Source organism: Corallococcus terminator (genome assembly GCF_003611635.1).
GTDB classification, from domain to species: Bacteria; Myxococcota; Myxococcia; order Myxococcales; family Myxococcaceae; genus Corallococcus; species Corallococcus terminator.
The window spans coordinates 41,844-59,889 of sequence record NZ_RAVZ01000010.1 but is presented as its reverse complement, the minus strand read 5'-3'; the positions used below and the strand labels follow the sequence as shown (position 1 = coordinate 59,889).

Here is an 18,046-nt window from a genome sequence, read left to right as displayed (position 1 = left end):
ATCCCGCCCTCCCCCACCGGCCGCAGCACGACGTAGCGGCCCACGTGCGTGCCCTGCGCGAGGCCTCCCCTCGGCGCTGGTGGCGGCGCACGGGAGGGCTCGGCGTCCGGCCCGCCCCGACGCGCTCGCACCGGAGAGAGCGGCACCGTGCGCTCCGGATCCCCGCTGTCGCCCACGTCACCGTCGTCGGCGCCAGCGTTGAGCCACTGCGCCAGGAGGTGACGGCAGGAGGCACAGCCGGAGACGTGCGCATCCAGGTCCGCGCGCGCGGCGTCCGGCAGGTGGCCCCCGGCGTAGTCCAGCAGCGCGTTCTCATCGAGGCAGCCCATGGATTCGCGCGGCCTCACCGCTGGAAGAGCTGGCTGATGCGAAGCTCCAGGTTGCTGCGCATCAGGCGGATGAGGCTCTGGAGCTCCTCGGGACTCAGCTTGTAGCGCTCCTTGAGCAGCCGCAGGGTGTGCTTCACCATGGCCTCCCGGGCGGCGCCGAGCCTGCGGCTCAAGGTGGCACGGTGGACCTGATAGTGCCGCGAGAGCTGCTCCACCCCCACGCCGTCCGCGAAGTGGAGCCGCAGGAGCATCTTCTCCTGGGGCTCCAGCGCTTCCAGCGCGGCCCGGAAGCACTCGGCGAACTCGCGCTGGTGGCGGCGGCGCAGGTAGTCGAGCTCCGGGTCCGCGCGGTCCGACGGGAGGTTGAGCAGCGCTTCATCTCCCTCCTCCTGCCGGGGGGAGCCGCGCAGATTCAGGGCATCGCGGATGACGGCGGCCCGCACCCAGCCCACCAGCGGCCCCCGGCCCGAGTAGTCCAGGATGCGAGGCGCGTCGCCCACGAACAGCTTCTGCCGGAGCTGCTGGGCGAGCTCCTCTCGGAAGGCGGCGGAAGGGTCCATCCGCTCCGCGGCCCTGGCGGCCTTCGCGAGGATCTCCGTGTCGAAGTGCTCCAGGGCGCGCGGCTCCATGCGCGAGCACGCGAAGGCGAGCAGCAGGTCTCCCACGTGCAGCGCGTCCAACCCCTGTTCCAGCGGGACACCGGGCAGCAGTCGCGCCGCCAGGAAGGCGACGAAGCCCTCCACGGGGACCTCCAGCCGAGGCCACGCCTTCGCCGCCTCGGAGACACGGGCCTCGAGCCGCGCCTCGAGCCGTGCATCGTCGAGGCCGGTGGCGGTGAGACCCGCGGGGAGGTGTTGGGTGAAGACGGCAACCAGATTCGGGGCCGGCGTGGGGAGCACGGCCTCACTCTATCCCCTCCAGGCAGGTGCGCGAAGGGAGGGCCCTGCGTGATCAGGATCCCCGCGTCCATCGCTGTTTGGCTCATACTTCGAGTCCGAGGTCCTTCACCCCACGCATTGCCCTCTTCCCCCGAGGCCCCATGTCCCACCGGATGCTCCATGCCCCCTGCCTGCGCGACGCGGCGGCGGTGCTCTTCCTCGCGCTGCTCGCGACCACCCCCGCTGCCGCACGGGGGCGCTACTACAACCACTCCGGCAGCATCGAAACGAGTCATCCTGACTGGTTGAGCTGGATGCCGGGCTCCGCGAGCCTCGCGTCCCTGTCGCTGCCGGGCACCCATGACTCCATGGCGTTCACCTCGACGGGCGGCGACCTCACCCAGACGCAATCCCTGAGCCTGAGGGCCCAATTGGACGCAGGCCTGCGGGCCCTGGACATCCGGTGTCGCCACATTGGCGACCGGTTCGCCATCCACCATGGCGTCGTCTACCTGAACGCCAACTTCGACGACGTGCTGACGACCACCACCCAGTTCCTGCGCGACCATCCCGGCGAAACGATCCTCATGCGGGTGAAGGAGGAGCACACCCCGGAGGGCAACAGCCGGAGCTTTCAGCAGACGTTCGAGTGGTATCGCAACCAGCCCGCCTACAGTCCCTATGTCTGGCGAGGCACCCACGTCCCCACGCTCGGGGAGGTGCGCGGCAAGATCGTCGTCCTGGACAACTTCGGCGGTGGCGCCTACGGCGTGAGCTGGGGTTCGCTGGCCCTCCAGGACGACTGGACCGTGTCCACCATCTTCGACATCGACAACAAGTGGGACAAGGTCCGGGACCACCTGGGGAGGACGAACGCGGGGGCCCCTCCCACGCTGTATGTGAACTTCCTCAGCGGCTCCTCCGTGGCGGCCTTTCCCAACGTGGTGGCCGGAGGCGATGGCCTCTCCATCCGCGGCGTCAATGACTACGCCATCGACCACCTGGTGGGAGGCAACGTCCAGCGCGCGGGGGTCATGATGATGGACTTCCCGGGAGCGGGGCTGATCGACGCCATCCTGGCCCTCAACTACCGGTTGCTGCCTTCCGCCAGCATCCTCCCGGGCGATTTCGGCACCGCGTTCAAGAACATCTCCTACACCCTCGGCGGTGACGCGCAGGCTCGCTGGTACGGCCTCAACGCGTTCCTCCAGAATGCCGCCCCGGGGCGCTACTGGCATGCCCTGGCGCTCAAGGGCAGTTGGGCCGGATGGATGCACACGGATGGAAGCTACGTTCAATCCGACACCATTGATGACTACACGCACCTGGCCTTCACCTCGCGGACGGTGACGAGCGCGGTGAGCAATGGCTTCCTGGGCGGCTTCGTGAACGCCCAGCTCGGCGCGCTGTCGGGAAGCACGAGCGACCGGGCGCTCCAGCTTCATGGTCGGGTGAGCTCCCGCTTCCCCTTCCAGCTCTGGAGCGTGGTGGTGAAGAAGGCGCCCGGCGGCCTCAGCAACTGGGCGTATTCGGATTACGGGACGGGCTACAAGGCCACGCAGGGCGACTACACGTATGCCGTCCAGGCCTACTCCGCCTCGGACGGCGTGTACCTCTACGAGCACGGCCAGTTCGAAGGCAACGTGCTGCGGCTCACCTCCGGCGTCGGCTACCTGGGCGACCTCGGCTTCGATGACATCCTGTCCTCCGTCAGGATCCTGGGCCCGTATCGCGCGACGCTCTGCGAACATCCTTCGCGAACGGGCAGGTGCTTCAGCACGACCCAGAGCCTGGGCGACGTCAACACCGCGGCGGGAGGCCCCTGGAACGACCAGATCTCCTCCGCCGGTATCGACTTCATCGGCCTGCGCTGAGTCCAGGCCGCGAAGGGTCCCGCGAGACCAACCGGCGCGCGCGGCGGACGGGCGCTCGCGCACGGTTGGCGGAGCCCTCCCCCATGGTCATGGTGAAAGAGCGGCGCCCTCTGGACAAGAGCGCGCCGCTCCCACGGGAAGGAGGGAATGATGCCACCGGACACGAGCACGGCGGCCCTGCGCGAATTCATCGGTGGAATCCGGGCCATCGACAACCACACCCATGCGAACACGGTCGTGCCCGGCGACACGGAATCCGACGCGCTGTCGTTGGAGGTGTTGGGAGACTTCCCCCTCCCCGTGACGCTGCATCCGGAGAGCCCGGGCTGGCTGGCCGCATATCGAGCCCTCTACGGCTTCCCCTACGAGGAACTGAGCGACGCGCACTGGCCCGGGCTGCGGGCCACCATGCGGGCCATCGCCGAGCAGCAGGGAGAGGGATTTCCCGCATGGGTGCTGGACCGCGTCGGGACGGAGGTCATGCTCACGAACCGGGTGGCGATGGGGCCGGGCCTCGCGCCGCCACGCTTCCGCTGGGTGTCCTTCGTGGATGCGCTGATGTTGCCGCTCTCCACGCGGGCGGAAGCCGCCGTGACGCCGGATCGCGGCAAGCTGTATCCGCTGGAGGCGTCGCTCCTGCGGCGCTACCTCACGGAACTGAAGGTCGGAGCGTTGCCGGCGACGCTGGAGGCGTACTTGCGGACCGTGGTGACGCCCACGCTGGAGCGTCACCAGCAAGCGGGCTGCGTCGCGGTGAAGTTCGAGGCGGCCCTGCTCCGCTCGCTGGATTTCGCTGACGTCGCCTCCCAGACCGCGAGCGCCGTGTACTCGCGCTACGTCGGCGGTGGAGAGCCGACCCATGCCGAGTACAAAGCGCTCCAGGACTTCCTGTTCCGGGGGATCGCACGCGAGGCTGGCCGCCTGGGGATGGCGGTCCACATCCACTCGTTCGAGGGCCCGGGCGCGTACTACGCGACCGCCGGAGCCGACCCGCTGCTGTTGGAGCCGACGTTCAATGATCCAACGCTGCGCCACACCCGCTTCGTCCTCGTGCACGGCGGCGGTGTCTTCGCCACGCATGCGCGCGCGATGCTGTGGAAGCCGAACGTGTACGTGGACACGTCCGCGATGGCGCTGCTCTACCCTCCCGGGTCGCTGGCCGTGATCCTGCGGGACTGGTTGCGCCAGTTCCCCGACAAGGTGCTCTTCGGGACCGACGCCGCGTCGTTCGGGCCGGACACCGGCTGGGAACTGGCCGCATGGCTTGGCACCACCCAGACGCGAACCGCACTGGCAATGGCACTCGGCGGCATGGTTCGCGACGGAGAAGCGAGCCGCACCCGCGCCGAAGAGATCGCGACGAGGGTGATGCGCACGAACGCCGGGGAGCTCTACGGCCTGATGTAGCCCCTTCCCTCTCCAAGCGTTCCAGTCGGGCGCGTTTCCACGGGACGCGGTTGCGTCCGCCCCCAACGCGGCGGGGCCCTGGAATTGATGCAAGTCTTCCTGGGCTCCTACAGGGCTCGGGTGAGTCCGTCACGCGCTGCCAGGTGGCCCGCCACGTGCACAGACACTGCGGCATCCCCCACGGGAAAGCGCACGCCCCCCCCGAGAGAAGGAATCGATGTCCACCGACAACACCGACAGCTCACCCATTGACCCGCGACGCTGGATGTCCAGCCTGCCGAACAATGCGCTCCTCTCGCGCATCACCCTGCCGGGTACGCACGACAGCATCGCGCGCTACGGATACGGCAGTGTCTGTCAGGACGAGGACCTGGCCACGCAGCTTGCCAATGGCATCCGCGTTTTCGACATCCGGCTCCGCTACCTGAAGGGTTCGGATGGCCGGGTCAACTTCTCCGTGCACCACTCCGACGACTATCAGTATGCCTTCCTCGACTCGCTCTACGGCGGCTACGGCAGCGACTGCAAGACCTTCGTCCTGGATGACTGCCTGAAATTCCTGGCTGAAAACAACCAGGAGACCATCGTCCTGATGATCAAACAGGAGAAGGACGTCCAGAAGGCCATCGTGTTCTTTGACGCCTTCTGGAACATCGTCGGAAACCGCGACGGGTACAACGGCAAGCCGCTGAATGATCTCTTCTACGCCGGCCGCACGGTGCCGCGACTGGGCGACATCCGGGGCAGGATTGTGTTGGTGTTCGTCGATGGCGATGAGGGGAAGAAAGACGCTGACTACAAGCTCAGCAATCCGGCGCGGGGCCTGTACTGGGGAAATATCGACTACTCGGTTGACGCCTCGAACCCGGGGCCAGACCAGGTCGCGAACCTGGACGTGGAGAACCATTACTCCGACATCATGTCGGCCAAGTGGGACAAGGTCAGCGCGCACCTTCAGAAGACCTTCGACACCGGTCCCAGCGCGACCAACCAGTACGTCACCTACATCTCGGCGAGCCGAACGCCAGACGTCACCCACTTCCCGCGCAGCTACGCCGACTACCTTCTGCCCATGCTCGAGACCTGGCTGGGCACCCACCTGCAGGTCCCCCGCAACAAGGTCCCCTGGGGCGCGCATTTCGGCATCGTGATGATGGATTTTCCAACCCCTTCCATCATCCGCCAGCTCATCCTGGCCTCACGGGGCTACCACTACGTTTGACCGCCTGGAGCATCAGGCGGACAGGCCGGCACACCACCGTGCGCCGGAGCCACTGTGTGCCGCGCCCAGGCAAGGCGCGGCACCTTCACCCGACGGGCAGGAATCCGACCCATTACCGGCCCATGCGAATTTCGCACTATTCCGCCCTATCTGAATAGAATTGACATTCGGGTTTCTGCGCTCGCAATGTCAGCCCGTCGCCAAGGTCGGCGCATCGTTGCCATCGCGTCCACGACAGGGATTCGCACCATGCCGAAGTCGAAGCCACTCGCGTCCTGCCTAAGTTCCGCCCGCCAGGTCTGGCCGGCGCTCGCCACCCTCGCCCTGGTCGCCTTCGCGCCGGTAGCCCAGGCGGATTCGGCGATCTACGGCGGCGGCCCCTTCTATTCCGGCGGCACCGCGGTGATGGACGACCTGCGCAACTCGGGCTTCACCACCGTGATCCTCTGGAGCTTCCACATCGAGGACAACGGCGACCTCGTCTACAACGACATCCCGGTGGTCAAGAACGGCGCCTACATGGGCGACCCGGCCTGGCCGACGCGGCTGGCCACGCTCAAGACCGCGCCGACCTCGGTCAATCGCATCGAAGTGTCGATTGGCGCCTGGAGCGTTCCGGATTTCGAGCGCATGGCCCGGCTGGTCAACGGCACCGCCACGGGCTGCGGCAGCACCCTCGTCTGCGGCACCGGCAGCAACAGCATCCTGTACCGCAACTTCCAGGCGCTGAAGACCGCCACGGGCGCCAACGCGGTCAACTTCGACGACGAGAGCGCCTACGACCTCGCCCCGACCACCCAGTTCGGGCAGATGCTCATCGGCCTGGGCTACAAGATCACCTTCGCGCCCTACACCCAGCAGGCCTTCTGGAGGAGCCTCAAGGACAACCTCGGCAGCGCGGTGGATGGCATCTACCTCCAGGTCTACGACGGCGGCGCCGGCAACAACCCGGCGAGCTGGAACACCGCGATGGGCATGACCGTCGACCCGGGCCTGTGGTCGCGCCACGGCACCGGCTGCGGCAGCGGTGACAGCCCGGCCACGGTGCAGAGCAAGATGACCAACTGGAAGAGCACCGCCGGCATCAACGGCGGCTTCATGTGGCTCTACGACGACATCCGGACGTGCGCGGCGCAGGGCACGACCGCGCAGTACGCGGCGGCGATCAACACCGCGGTCAGCGGCAACACCCCGCCGGTCGCCAACTTCGGCGTCACCGTGAGCGGACTGACCGCGACCTTCAGCGACGCCTCCAGCGACAGCGACGGCACCATCGCCTCGCGGAGCTGGAACTTCGGCGACGGCAGCGGCTCGACCGCGACGAACCCCAGCCGTGTCTATGCCAGCACCGGCAACTACAACGTCACCCTGACCGTGACCGACAACGGCGGCGCCAGCAACACCCGGACCCAGACCGTCTCGGTCGGCGCCGGCAACGTCAACCTGGCGCTCAACAAGCCGGCGACGGGCTCCAGCGCCTGCAACACCACCGAGACGCCGAGCAAGGCGGTCAACGGGAGCGTCTCCGGCGGCACCACCGACAAGTTCTGCTCGTTGGCCTCCCCTGCCTGGCTTCAGGTGGATCTCGGCTCGGTACAGACGGTCAGCAACCTCGTCGTCAAGCATGCCGGTGCGGGCGGTGAAGCAAGCACCTGGAACACCCGGGCCTTCACCCTCCAGACCTCCAGCAACGGCACGAGCTGGAGCACCCCGGTGACGGTGACCAACAACACCGCCAACACCTCCACCCACGCCATCAGCGCCACCTCCGCGCGCTACATCAAGCTCAACGTGACCACCCCGTCCCAGAACGGCGACCCGGCGACGCGCCTCTACGAACTCGAAGTGCGCTGACCCGTCCCTCTCCGTCAGGGAGCGGCTCGCGCGTCGCAGACACGGACGCGCGACGCCGCACGGCGGCTACTACGGCTGCGCCACGCCCAGCTCGTAGGCCTTGCGGATGGCCTGGGCACAGACGCGGGACTTCTCGCCCTCCGCATCCCCACCGAGTTGGCGACTGCGGGCCAGGAGCATGTACCGGTTCCTCGCGGCGTTCACCCAGGGATAGAAGCCAAACGCTCCCGCCGAGGAGTGGCCCGTCACGGTCCACACGCCGCTCACGGTCTCGCCCTCGATCCAGTGCCCGAGCCCGTAATACGCCTGCCCTGCCGCCGTCCACGGCGTGTAGGAGACGTTGGTGCCCCCCTCCCAGGCCGGAACGGAGTCCACGGTCAGCTTGGAGGACAGCTCGTACTGGTTGCTGAGCAGCTTCATCAGGAAGACGCGGTAGTGCGCCGCGCTGCCGGAGAAGCCCCCGGCCGGAGCGACGTCGCTGTCGGACTCCGGCAGCGTGGTGCCCAGCCGGGCGTTGATCCAATCCATGACGCTGGCCACGCCCGTGCCCTTCCTCGCGCCGATATCGTCCAGGGCCAGCTTCTGCATGTGGCCGCCGTTGTAGAAGAACCGGCCGTTCTGGAGCGAGCGGTAGGAGACGTCCTTGTAACCAGGTCCGTAGCAATCCGAGACCGTCGTCCCGGCGACGCCACACAAGGTGGTGCTCTCGTCGATGTAGCCGCTGGTGAAGTTGAGCCGCTTCTTCTCGTCTGCGGTGAGGTTCGCATACCCCTTCGACTGCACGTAGGCCCCCGCGTACAGCCACTTGCTCGCGGACGCGATGGGCATCACCGTCGTGGCGGACACGCCGCTGCCGCGCGGGATTCCGTAGAGCGTCCCCGCGGCATTGCCAATCTCCCAGTAGAAGTTCCCGAGCGGCGTGCAGCTCGCCGCGTTGTTGGCCGTGTCCAGCGCGGCTTGTTCATACGCGGTGAGGGCCGCACGGGACGTGCCTGGGGGCGCGTCCTCGGTGGGTTCGAAGGCGTCCTCGGCGGATCCACAGCCAATGAGGCCCAGGGCCAGCAGCCCGCACATCGGGCTGAACGTCGTTCTTCCGTGTTGCTTCATGCGGTGATTCCTCCGGGGAATTGGCCCTGTGAACCCGGGAGGCGTTCGGAAGTTGCGGGGAAATCGATTGGGTCGCCAGGGAACTCAGACGGCTTCCCGGCGAGCCACCTTGGAGGGAGTCGCCAGGGCCCGGCGCAGCACCGTCTCCGTCCATTCGAGTTCCGCCTGGGACAGGTCCATTCCCAGTTGCACCAGGCCCGCGTCGTACTCGATGACGACACTCCTGCCCCGGGAGGTCTCGGTCCGCGTGTCCCGCAGGTCGATGTCCTGGATGCGCAAGGCCGGGAGCCTCGTGAGCTGCCGAGGCCGCCAGGGGCCGTGGCGCGTGAGTTGGAGGCCCCGGGAGGACGCGGTCACGGTCCAGCCCGTGGTGGACTCCCGGGCGACCCGCCAGAACAGGAAGGCGCCACAGGCGAGGAGGATGGCGCACGTGATGACAGGCACCGTCGACGCGGCCGACCGCAGGCCGAACATCCGGCTCCATTGCACCAGGAAGAAGACAGGTCCGCCCACGCCGATGAGCAAGGCAAGGACAGCCTGCGCCGCGTAGACGAAGCTCCACCCACACGGAGGCAGCTCCAGCGTCAGTCCCCGTTCCCCCTGGGTGAACCGGATGGCGCTGCCGGAGGGAAGCGCCGGGATGCCTCCTTCTGAAAGAGGCGCCTCTTCCAGCCTCGCGGTCACGGGGCGGCTCTGCCCCCCTTCCACGCTCAGCCCGACCCCCAGGAACCGGGACACGGCCTGCGCCAGTTCCAGGGCCTCCTCCCGGTCATCGCTGTGGGACAGCGTCAACGCTCGCGCCGGTGACACCAGCACCACGGAATAGGCCTTCGGGAAGAAGGGGCCATCGCTCGTTCCCTGCCCGCGCATCCGGAGGGCCACGGACGTGAATGGCTCCAGGGGCTGTGCCTGCCCGGTGAAGGACTCCCGGTAGCCGGTCCGGCGCCACAGGGTGCGGTTGTCCAGGTTCAGGAGCACCTTCCAGCGGGAGGCCAGGTGATGGGCCGCCAGGACGCCCAGCCCCACCATCAAGAGCCAGATGCGCCCGTCGTTGGAGAGGATGCCCGTCGACAGGGAAAACACCGGGAAGCCCAGGGCGGCCACGAGCGCGCCCCACGACAGCCACCGGTCGAGGGGACGCACTTCGTGCTGGAGCGTCAGGAACGATCCGGAGATGAACCAGCGGTGGGGGCCACAGCGCATCCTTCGCAGGTTAAAGCCCTGGGGCCGGCGGCGAAAAGAGCGGACAGCCGCGCCAAACCACTCCGCTCCTGCCGTGGCGGAGAGGAAAAGCGAAGCAGCGCGCGGGAAGACTACCGGGCCGGCGTCTCCTGGGCGTCCAACGTGCCGGAACGGAGCGCGTGGTCGGCGACGCCCGACAGGCGCTGGGCCAGCGACTGCACGGAGTGGGTGACGTTCTGCGTCTCGTCCACCACCCTCAGCGTGCGCTGCATCTGGGCGGACAGCTCCTGGATGGCCTGGGCAATCTGGTGCGTGCCCGTGTCCTGCTGGGCCACGGCGGCGGTGATCTGGCGCACGCTGGAGCTGGTGTCGCTGATGATGGAGGCCAGCTTCTGGAGCTGCATGCCCGAGGTGCGCACCGCTTCGAGGCTGCCGAGCACCCGCTGCTCGCCCTGCTCGCTCGCCTTCGCGGCCTCGCGCATGCTCGCGCCCACCCCTTCGAGCACCTCGCGGATGCGCTGGGTGGCGTGGATGGACTGGTCCGCGAGGCTGCGCATCTCCCGTGCCACCACACCGAAGCCCTTGCCGGTGTTGCCGCTGCGCACCGCCTCGATGGCCGCGTTGAGGGCCAGCATGTTGGATTGGTCCGCCAGCGCCTTCACCACGTCCACGATGCCGGAAATCTCACGCGTGCGCGCATCGAGCGCGAGGATGTGGCTGGCCATCTCCGACACCTCGGCGCGGATGGCGGAGAGGTCCGTCAGCGTGCGCTCCAGGGCCACGCCGCCGTCCCGCCCCACCTGCTCGGCCGTCTCGGCGGAGGCGGCCATCATGCGGGCCTTGTCGGCCGTCACGTGCGAGCTCTGGCGGATCTCCTCCACCGTCTGCTCCAGTTGGTGGAGCGCCGTCGCCTGACGGCTGATGCCGTGGGTCTGCTCCTCGCTCGTGGCGCGCAACTGTTGCACCACCGCGGCCAGCTCGCCGGCGCCGCTGCCCATGCTGTCGGCGAGCTGGCGCACCTCCTTGCGCCGCTCCTCCAGCCTGCGCGTGTGCTGCGCCAGGGAGTGCATCACCCGCGACGAGCGGCTTCCCACGATGCCCACGAGCGACAGCGTGAGCGAGAAGAAACCCCAGTGCAGTTGGAGGTCCGCCGCATCCGCCAGGCCGAGCATGGGCAGCGTGCTGAGGACGCAGAAGAAGAAGAGGATGCCCAGGCCGACGACGAAGATGCGGGCGTCGGAGTTGCCGCGCCAGGACTCCACGGACACGACGCCGACGCAGACCATGATGCCGGGAAGCGAATAGAGGATCATGAGCGGCAGGAGCCCCTGGGCCAGGCTCAGGTCCACGAGGACGAGGACGCCCTGGATCGCGGCCGGAACGGAGACCACCGCCGCGCCCACGCGGAACCAGCGCATCCGCCCCTCGCCAATCGTGTCCGAGATGAACCACGCGAGGCCCGGGAGGATGCAGTACGCGCCCAGCAGCGTGAGCTGGCTGCTGGCGACACTCCTGTCCCAGAGCGCGGCGAACAGGCTGCTCAAGCCAAGCAGCAGCACGCCTGAGCCCCCGGAGAAGACGGTCAGTGCCACCAGCATGCGCCGCTGGCGTCGCAGCACGGCGGCGCCCGCGGTCACCCCGGCGATGGCGAGCAGCATCATTCCGATGACGAACGGCGCCAGCCCCGTGCGCGTCGCCGCGGCGAGCAGCTCGCGGTGCGAGCCCACCCGCGCGTCGACCGTCACGCCGATGGCGAACCCGGTCCCCTGGATGCGCAGCAGGATGCGCGGGTCCTTCAGCTCGGGCGGCAGCGGCACCAGGTGCCAGCCCATGCTGTCCAGGCTCTCCCGGCCGGAGGGGTTCACCTTCCCGCTCGCGTAGATGCGCTGGCCTCCGGAGTACGCCTCGAAGGCATTGGCGACGTTTCCGAGGTAGAGCGCCGGCTCCAGCCACTTCCCCTCGGGGACGGGGATGCTTAGCCAGAGCAGCGTGTTCGAGCCACGGCCCGGAGGCACCTTCAGCGCTGCCACCGGCTGCCAGCCCTCCTCCGTGCCCGTCGCATGCGCCCAGGTGGGGATGCCCTCGGGCCCCATCGGCGAGTCACCCCAGCGGAAGCGCCATCCTTCCACCGCGGGCACGCTGGCCTGCACCGGCGCCGCATGCGCCAGCGGAGCCGACATCAAGACGAGGAGCAGCGCCGCGCCCAGTACCGCGAGGAGTGAGCTGCTGCCCGGACGCGGACTCGCGGCGGACATGAAGGGAACAACGAGCACCTTGGGCACGAAGAAGCAGACGCGGGAGAGACCCATGTGGAAGGGATGCTCCGGCGCCCGTGATACAATTGTAAACGGGGTCTGATACACCCCCCAGACGCCTGCTGGCCCAGAGACCGTCGCGAGAGCACGCAAGGGAGCCAGCGGTCGCGCTGGCCAGCTCACGGACGCCATGGGCCGCTTCGTCCCACGCCTGCCGCCACTGGCGGCACGGCGATGTCGCGTGCCCACCCAAACAACATCCAGACGAGCGACGTCCTCTTCTCACCCGATGGGCGCCTCCTGGCCTGGGGACAGGGGAACGGCACCGTCGGGCTGTGGGGCGTGGACTCGCGCTGAGTCCAGTCACCCCAGGTAGGAGCGAATATAAGAATTGACTAATATGAGCACGAACTGTAATGACTCCGTGAAAGCGGGAGGTTCACACATGCTTCACGAAGTCATTGGCGCCGAGTTCCGTGCCTGCGTCGAGCGCGAGTACGAGGGCAAGCCGGCCCACGTGGTCATCGCCCACCGCGTCTACACCACCGACATCGAGGACCTGTGGGACGCGGTCACCAACGCCGAGCGCATCCCGCGCTGGTTCCTGCCCATCGAGGGGCAGTTGCAGTTGGGCGGCCGCTATCAGCTCAAGGGCAACGCGGGGGGCACCATCAAGCGCTGTGACAAGCCCACGGCGTTTGATGTCACCTGGGAGTTCAACGGCGGCATGAGCTGGGTGACCGTGCGCCTGGCGCCGGAGGGCAAGGGCACGCGGCTGACGCTCGAACACATCGTGCACGCCGCCGACGTCGAACAGTTCTGGAGCCAGTTCGGTCCCGGCGCCACGGGCGTGGGCTGGGATCTGGGCTTCTACGGGCTGGGCCTCCACGTCGAGAATGGCCAGACCCTGGCTCCGGAAGCCAACGCCGCCTGGGCTGCCTCCGACGAGGCGAAGACCTTCATGCGTGCGAGCGCCCAGGCCTGGGCCGACGCCCACGTGGCGGCCGGAGAGGCGCCGGAAGTGGCCCGAGGGATGGCCGACCGCACGGCCGCGTTCTATACAGGAGGCTGATGCACGCCTTCGACGTCCTCGGAGATCCGGTCCGCCGCCGCATCCTGGAGCTGCTGGCGGAAGGCGAGCACGCCTCGGGCGAAGTCGTGACCGTGGTCCAGCGCGAGTTCGGCATCACCCAGTCGGCCGTCTCGCAGCACCTGAAGGTCCTGCGGGACAACGGCTTCGCGACGGTGCGGGTGGATGGCGCCCGGCGCCTCTATGCCGTGGACGCCGCCCCCCTTGCGGAGGTGGATGCCTGGCTGAACCGCTTCCGTGCGTTCTGGACGCCGAAGCTGGATGCCCTGGCCACCGAGGTCGCGCGGGGCAAGAAGAAGCGGGGCGACTGACACCAGCACCGCCCCAGGCTTCAGGGCGGTGCCGGGTCTGTCACCCCGTGCAACGGGTGTCCGGGGCACGGCCCCGGCGACACTCAGGGCTGGACGACGTTGACGCGGGAGAAGCCGAAGCCCGCGATCTTCCAGACGCCGCCATCCAGGCCGCGCACGTACGGAAGCCCCTGGAACACGGTGATGTCGTAGGCGCGGGCGCCGCCGGGGTGCTCGGCCCAGGTGCTGCCGCCCGTGGAGGACCAGACGCCGTCATTGGCCCCGATGCCCCACAGCTTGCCGGAGGTGCCGTCCACCGCCAGCCGCTTGAGCGTCGTGGTGGCGGGCAGTTGCGCGAAGGAGGAGCCGTTGAACTTCCAGACGCGGTCATCCATGCCGATGATGTAGGGGATGCCCTGGGCGACCGCGATGTCCTTGCCCGTCGAGGCGGTCGGCAGGTGGGCGCTCCACACGAGGGTGGAGGGGTTGAAGGAGTAGACCTTGTCGTCCAGGCCAATGACCCAGGCCTTGCCGGTGGACTCATCCACCGTGAGGCGCTTGGCCGTCTGCGTCGTCAGGACCCACCCGGTGCTGGTGCCCCGGTAGACGAAGTCGTTCATCCCAATCACATACGGAACCGTGGCGGTGACGGCGATGGCCTTCGCGCTGCCGCCCGGGTTCACATTCAGGTAGACGCCGGTGTGAAGCGTGCCGCTCAAGCGGTCCTGGGTGGTGCGGACCGCGTTCGTGTCGCCCACGACCCAAAGCTGGCCGTTGGTGCCCAGCGCGAAGTCGTTGGCCACGGTGTGGCTCAGCACCACCGGCACGCTCGCCGAGGGCCAGAGGAGCGAGTTGATGTGATTGGGGGCCGCTCCGCTGGGAATGCCCACGCCGTTCATCGGGGACCAGGGCGCGAGCTGCTCGATCCCATACCAGGAGGTCAGCACCGCCGAATCGATGGCGAAGGCACCGTCGAGCGGCAACGGGCGCAGCGGGCCTCCGCACTGGGGGGACCACAGCGTCGCTGACGCGTCCGAGGCGATCGCTCCGATGTGGAGGTGCGGCTTCGAGGAGCTGCCCGAGTTGCCCAGCAGGCCCACGAAGTCGCCCACGTTGACCTGCGCGCCAATGGACAGCAGTGCGGGGTTGAGCGTGCCGGCCTGCATGTGGGCATACCCGACTTCATACGTGCCGTTGTCGACGAGGAGGCTGTTGCCGCCGCCATGCGATGCCGGGTTGACCGAACCCACCGGGAAGTTGGTCGGGTCGGTGTTGACGAAGGCCGACACCGTGCCCGCGGAGACGGCGTAGATGGGCTTGCCCCACTGCCGGTAGTGCTCGTTCTGCGAACCGTCGGTGCCCGGAAGCAGGTCGGACCAGCCGGAGCCCGTCCAACCATAGACGCCCACGTCATGGGCGAAGAGCTGGCAGCCCTGGACGCTCGCGCCGTGCACCGCGCCCATGCCCTGCCAGTATTCATGAGGGCGCAGGTCGCCCACCCGGCCCCAGAAGCGGTTGCTGCCCGTCGGAGTGGGCGCCTGGTAGGCGGCAAGAGAGAACGTCTCGATCACCGGGTTCGGGTAGCCCGTGAAGTAGAGCCAGATGCGGATGGTGGCCGGCGCCGGGTTGGGCAGGATGATGTTCTGGGCGGTGCTGAACGACCAGTTGCGGATCGCGTTCGCCGGCACGGCGACGCTGGTGGACATGGCCGACAGCAGCGTCGTGCCAGGGAAATCAATCAGCACCTGGGTCAACGTCACGGACGTCGCCTGGTTGTTGCGCAACGCCAGCGCGAGCGACAGTTGATGGCTGGGACCCGGACCGCTCGACGTCGGAGACGCCATGGTGAGGTAGCGGATCGCGCCACCCTCCATGGGCTCGTAATAGGTCGTGACGTTCGGCGCCTGGGCCAGCGCGAGCGGACCCCACAGCAGGCAGGGCAACAACAGCAGGAGGGTGCGGAGCTTCATCATGGGAGCTGGAGTCCTTGGGTTGGCAGCAGGCCAGCCCTAGAGCAACGGGAGTGCCAATCGCCGCAAGGGGCTCCGTCCCCAGGAAGCGACCTCCAGGACGGCAAGTGTTGCCGTGATCCGGGTCCGGAGGGCCGGCAAGGTCAGCCATCACCGGCCAGGATTGCCGGGCGTGGAGATCCGTGAGGCCTGACGGCGCGACTCCGGATTTCCGAGTGGGCCTCCTATGCAATCCCCTGAGAAGACAGTGGAATGGAATTGGCCCGGTGGCTGCATTGGCGCAGGGGCTCATTCCCAGGAGGATGCAGATGCGACTCACACTTCCGTTGATGGCCCTCACCACGCTTCTGGTGGCCTGTGGAGAGGTGATGGTCTCCCTCACCACGGACGCCACGGAGTATCAGCCCGGTGACACCGTGGAGCTCGTGCTCCAGAACCAGGGCACTCGCGAGGTGGGCTACAACCTCTGCGTCGTCCGGATCGAACACCAGGAAGAGAGCGGGTGGATCCACACGCCGCACCTGAGCGTTGGCGAGGCCTGCCAGCTCCCGAGTTACACGCTGAAAGCGGGCGCGGAGGCCCATGACACGCTGCGGCTGCCCGCTGCGCTGCCGGCCGGCGAGTACCGCATCGTGCACGATGTGGACACCCTGCGGACCGACTCCGAGGGGCGGTCCGAGCGCGAGCCGGTGATCAGCAATACCTTCCTCGTCAGCGAGGAAGGGACGCCGTAGGACTGTCGGCGTTCGAGGAGCCAAGGGGGCGCACCTCGCCATCGCGTCCCTCTTCCACCTGCTTCCACAGGAGAAGTCCCATGCACATCATCCTTGGCGCCACCGGCCACATCGGGTCCGCACTGTCCAGGCTCCTCCTGGAGCGTGGCGAGTCGGTCACGGTCGTGTCCCGCAGTGAAGACAAGCTCAACGCACTTCGGTCGCTGGGGGCCGACGCGGCGCGGGTGGACGTGCGGGAAGTCCAGGCGCTGCGGGCCGTGTTCAGGCGGGGCAAGCGCCTCTTCCTCCTCAACCCGCCCGCGGCGCCCACGACCGATACGGACCGCGAGGAGCGCACCACCTCGAGGGCCATTCTCGAAGCGCTGGAAGGTTCAGGGCTGGAGCGGATCGTCGCGGCCTCCACGTTCGGAGCCCAGGCAGGCGAGCACATCGGAGACCTGGGCGTGCTCCACGAAATGGAGCAGGGCCTGGCGCGCCAGGGGGTGCCCGCGAGCATCGTGCGCGGCGCCTACTACTTCACCAACTGGGACATGGCGCTCCAGAGCGCGGCGAAGCACGGCATCGTGCAGTCGTTCTTCCCGCCCGACTTCCGCCTGCCCATGGTGGCTCCTCGGGACCTAGCGGAGGTCGCCGCGGACTTGATGACCGCGCCGGAGGACCGCCCCGGCCTCTTCCACGTGGAGGGACCCCAGCGCTATGCGCCCACCGATGTGGCCACGGCCTGCGCGGCGGTGCTGGGCCGGCCAGTCAAGGTGGAGGTGGTGCCCCGCGAGCGGTGGGTGGAGACCTTCCGCGGCTTCGGGTTCTCACCCTCCGCCGCGAAGTCCTACGCGAACATGACGGCCGCCACCGTCGACGGCACCTTCCCGGATCCGGGCAGCACGCTGCACGGGCGGACGTCGCTCCAGGACTACGTCACTGAACGCTGCTCAGGGGCTCCAGCGCGCCCGCCGCACCAACCATGAGCTGCCGCCGCGCCCGTCGCGCACCACGGCCCAGAACGTCACCTCCTGGGCCGCCGCGCCTTCAGCCGGCTTCCACTCCGTGCGGTGTCGTCCCTGCTGACCACCGAAGTCCGCTCCGCCCGTCTCCTGCGGACCGAACTCCCCCAGGGTGGCGTGCCAGGAGATCTCCCACGCCTCCTTGAGGTTCACGGCCTGGAGCCGCAGGCCCGGCACCACGTACGCCTCTTCCAGTGCCGACACGTCCTCGGACGTCACCACGAAGGGACCGGGGCCACTGAACTCCGGCAGCACGCCGTCCTGCCAGGGCACGTCGTCCACCCGCAGGCCCGGGAGCACCGGCTGCTCGTTGGCCTTCATGCCCTCCACCACCGGGCACCAGAAGACCATCAGCTTCTGCGCGTACACCTCTTCGTCGCCCGCCACCGCCCGCAGGACGAGCGGCATGCGGATGCCTCCCAGCCCCAGGTAGGGATCCTCCTCCTGCACGCGCTCCAGCAGCAGCCTGTCCTCCCCTACCCTCGCCGCACCGGGGCGGATGGGAAGCGTCAGCTCGCCCGCGCCCGTGGTGCCCTCCGCGAGCAGCGCGCGGTCCGCCTCGTTCGCGCACGTGCGGTCATCCGGATCCGCGCACGCCCACAGCGTGTACGAGATGGAGCGCCCCTCGCCTGAGGGATCCACCAGCAGCGCGCGGTACGTCACCTCCGCCGCGAGCGCGTCCAGGGCCTCCGGCGTGCGCTCGCAGGTGGAGGCCATCAGCTCTGGCTGTTCCGTGGAGACGCCGAGCACCCGGAAGTCGTGCACGCGAGAGGACCGGTCTTCGGGGTCGACGCAGGCGAGCGCCGCCATCGCCAACAGGAGCAGACCTCCGGAGTTGAGAAGGGCCTTCATG

The 18,046-nt window shown here is 68.4% G+C and carries 16 protein-coding genes; 9 read left to right on the top strand and 7 right to left on the bottom strand.

Translation table 11 applies throughout. The features are described from left to right. Positions 1-329, bottom strand: a 329-nt coding sequence (locus tag D7V88_RS03105; protein ID WP_208726080.1) for a zf-HC2 domain-containing protein, incomplete at its 3' end; no start/stop codon positions are given. 14 nt (positions 330-343) lie between these two features. Then, entirely contained in the window at positions 344-1,228 is an 885-nt protein-coding gene (locus tag D7V88_RS03100) for a hypothetical protein (RefSeq protein ID WP_120539077.1), read from the bottom strand. Between the two features lie 140 nt (positions 1,229-1,368). Here D7V88_RS03100 and D7V88_RS03095 point away from each other — a divergent pair, with 140 nt between their 5' ends. The 4 genes from D7V88_RS03095 (at position 1,369) to D7V88_RS03080 (ending at position 7,564) form a co-directional block, all read left to right on the top strand. Continuing rightward, positions 1,369-3,081 carry a phosphatidylinositol-specific phospholipase C domain-containing protein gene (locus tag D7V88_RS03095; protein ID WP_120539076.1) on the top strand — a complete coding sequence of 571 codons (1,713 nt, stop codon included), beginning with the start codon at positions 1,369-1,371 and terminating at the stop codon, positions 3,079-3,081. 147 nt (positions 3,082-3,228) lie between these two features. Next, a complete protein-coding gene (locus tag D7V88_RS03090; protein WP_120539075.1) occupies positions 3,229-4,488 on the top strand; it encodes an amidohydrolase family protein in 1,260 nt (419 codons plus the stop codon). 217 nt (positions 4,489-4,705) lie between these two features. Continuing rightward, a complete protein-coding gene (locus D7V88_RS03085; protein WP_120539074.1) occupies positions 4,706-5,710 on the top strand; it encodes a PI-PLC domain-containing protein in 1,005 nt (334 codons plus the stop codon). Between the two features lie 249 nt (positions 5,711-5,959). Beyond that, complete coding sequence (locus D7V88_RS03080) at positions 5,960-7,564, top strand: PKD domain-containing protein (protein WP_120539073.1); 1,605 nt, start codon at positions 5,960-5,962, stop codon at positions 7,562-7,564. A 69-nt stretch (positions 7,565-7,633) separates the two neighbouring features. Here the strand turns inward: D7V88_RS03080 and D7V88_RS03075 are convergent, their stop codons facing one another. The 3 genes from D7V88_RS03075 to D7V88_RS03065 all read right to left on the bottom strand — a co-directional run bounded on the left by D7V88_RS03075 (position 7,634) and on the right by D7V88_RS03065 (position 12,162). Next, complete coding sequence (locus D7V88_RS03075; protein WP_120539072.1) at positions 7,634-8,671, bottom strand: hypothetical protein; 1,038 nt, start codon at positions 8,669-8,671, stop codon at positions 7,634-7,636. Between the two features lie 84 nt (positions 8,672-8,755). Beyond that, the gene (locus D7V88_RS03070) at positions 8,756-9,874 is read right to left on the bottom strand and encodes a hypothetical protein (RefSeq protein WP_120539071.1); all 1,119 of its coding nucleotides are present in this window, start codon (positions 9,872-9,874) and stop codon (positions 8,756-8,758) included. 110 nt (positions 9,875-9,984) lie between these two features. After that, positions 9,985-12,162, bottom strand: a complete 2,178-nt coding sequence (locus D7V88_RS03065) for a methyl-accepting chemotaxis protein (RefSeq protein ID WP_341870650.1) — start codon at positions 12,160-12,162, stop codon at positions 9,985-9,987. A gap of 180 nt (positions 12,163-12,342) precedes the next feature. Between D7V88_RS03065 and D7V88_RS45035 the strand changes: the two genes are divergently transcribed. From D7V88_RS45035 to D7V88_RS03055, 3 genes are all read left to right on the top strand, one after another. Next, positions 12,343-12,465, top strand: coding sequence for a hypothetical protein (locus D7V88_RS45035; protein WP_279635975.1), 123 nt, complete (start codon positions 12,343-12,345; stop codon positions 12,463-12,465). 88 nt (positions 12,466-12,553) lie between these two features. Next, on the top strand, positions 12,554-13,180 hold the full coding sequence (locus D7V88_RS03060) for an SRPBCC family protein (RefSeq protein ID WP_120539070.1): 627 nt from the start codon (positions 12,554-12,556) through the stop codon (positions 13,178-13,180). Beyond that, on the top strand, positions 13,180-13,509 hold the full coding sequence (locus D7V88_RS03055) for an ArsR/SmtB family transcription factor (RefSeq protein ID WP_120539069.1): 330 nt from the start codon (positions 13,180-13,182) through the stop codon (positions 13,507-13,509). The genes D7V88_RS03060 and D7V88_RS03055 overlap by 1 nt, the downstream gene beginning before the upstream one ends. Before the next feature lie 83 nt (positions 13,510-13,592). Here the strand turns inward: D7V88_RS03055 and D7V88_RS03050 are convergent, their stop codons facing one another. Further along, positions 13,593-15,461: a M23 family metallopeptidase gene (locus D7V88_RS03050; protein ID WP_120539068.1), complete on the bottom strand. Its 1,869-nt coding sequence runs from the start codon at positions 15,459-15,461 to the stop codon at positions 13,593-13,595. A gap of 305 nt (positions 15,462-15,766) precedes the next feature. Between D7V88_RS03050 and D7V88_RS03045 the strand changes: the two genes are divergently transcribed. Both D7V88_RS03045 and D7V88_RS03040 read left to right on the top strand, forming a co-directional pair. After that, complete coding sequence (locus tag D7V88_RS03045; RefSeq protein WP_147448580.1) at positions 15,767-16,192, top strand: immunoglobulin-like domain-containing protein; 426 nt, start codon at positions 15,767-15,769, stop codon at positions 16,190-16,192. 80 nt (positions 16,193-16,272) lie between these two features. After that, the gene (locus tag D7V88_RS03040; RefSeq protein ID WP_120539066.1) at positions 16,273-17,157 is read left to right on the top strand and encodes an NAD(P)H-binding protein; all 885 of its coding nucleotides are present in this window, start codon (positions 16,273-16,275) and stop codon (positions 17,155-17,157) included. Here the strand turns inward: D7V88_RS03040 and D7V88_RS03035 are convergent. Beyond that, positions 17,122-18,045: a hypothetical protein gene (locus D7V88_RS03035; protein ID WP_120539065.1), complete on the bottom strand. Its 924-nt coding sequence runs from the start codon at positions 18,043-18,045 to the stop codon at positions 17,122-17,124. The two genes, D7V88_RS03040 and D7V88_RS03035, sit on opposite strands and share 36 nt — an antisense overlap. Between the last annotated feature and the right edge of the window lies 1 nt (position 18,046).

What these genes read in the sequence shown, in the direction of transcription:
- D7V88_RS03095 (WP_120539076.1), top strand. Translation starts at nt 1,369, where the DNA reads ATGTCCCACCGGATGCTCCATGCCCCCTGCCTGCGCGACGCGGCGGCG.
- D7V88_RS03090 (WP_120539075.1), top strand. Translation starts at nt 3,229, where the DNA reads ATGATGCCACCGGACACGAGCACGGCGGCCCTGCGCGAATTCATCGGT.
- D7V88_RS03085 (WP_120539074.1), top strand. Translation starts at nt 4,706, where the DNA reads ATGTCCACCGACAACACCGACAGCTCACCCATTGACCCGCGACGCTGG.
- D7V88_RS03080 (WP_120539073.1), top strand. Translation starts at nt 5,960, where the DNA reads ATGCCGAAGTCGAAGCCACTCGCGTCCTGCCTAAGTTCCGCCCGCCAG.
- D7V88_RS03075 (WP_120539072.1), bottom strand. Translation starts at nt 8,671, where the DNA reads ATGAAGCAACACGGAAGAACGACGTTCAGCCCGATGTGCGGGCTGCTG.
- D7V88_RS03070 (WP_120539071.1), bottom strand. Translation starts at nt 9,874, where the DNA reads ATGCGCTGTGGCCCCCACCGCTGGTTCATCTCCGGATCGTTCCTGACG.
- D7V88_RS03065 (WP_341870650.1), bottom strand. Translation starts at nt 12,162, where the DNA reads ATGGGTCTCTCCCGCGTCTGCTTCTTCGTGCCCAAGGTGCTCGTTGTT.
- D7V88_RS45035 (WP_279635975.1), top strand. Translation starts at nt 12,343, where the DNA reads ATGTCGCGTGCCCACCCAAACAACATCCAGACGAGCGACGTCCTCTTC.
- D7V88_RS03060 (WP_120539070.1), top strand. Translation starts at nt 12,554, where the DNA reads ATGCTTCACGAAGTCATTGGCGCCGAGTTCCGTGCCTGCGTCGAGCGC.
- D7V88_RS03055 (WP_120539069.1), top strand. Translation starts at nt 13,180, where the DNA reads ATGCACGCCTTCGACGTCCTCGGAGATCCGGTCCGCCGCCGCATCCTG.
- D7V88_RS03050 (WP_120539068.1), bottom strand. Translation starts at nt 15,461, where the DNA reads ATGATGAAGCTCCGCACCCTCCTGCTGTTGTTGCCCTGCCTGCTGTGG.
- D7V88_RS03045 (WP_147448580.1), top strand. Translation starts at nt 15,767, where the DNA reads ATGCGACTCACACTTCCGTTGATGGCCCTCACCACGCTTCTGGTGGCC.
- D7V88_RS03040 (WP_120539066.1), top strand. Translation starts at nt 16,273, where the DNA reads ATGCACATCATCCTTGGCGCCACCGGCCACATCGGGTCCGCACTGTCC.
- D7V88_RS03035 (WP_120539065.1), bottom strand. Translation starts at nt 18,045, where the DNA reads ATGAAGGCCCTTCTCAACTCCGGAGGTCTGCTCCTGTTGGCGATGGCG.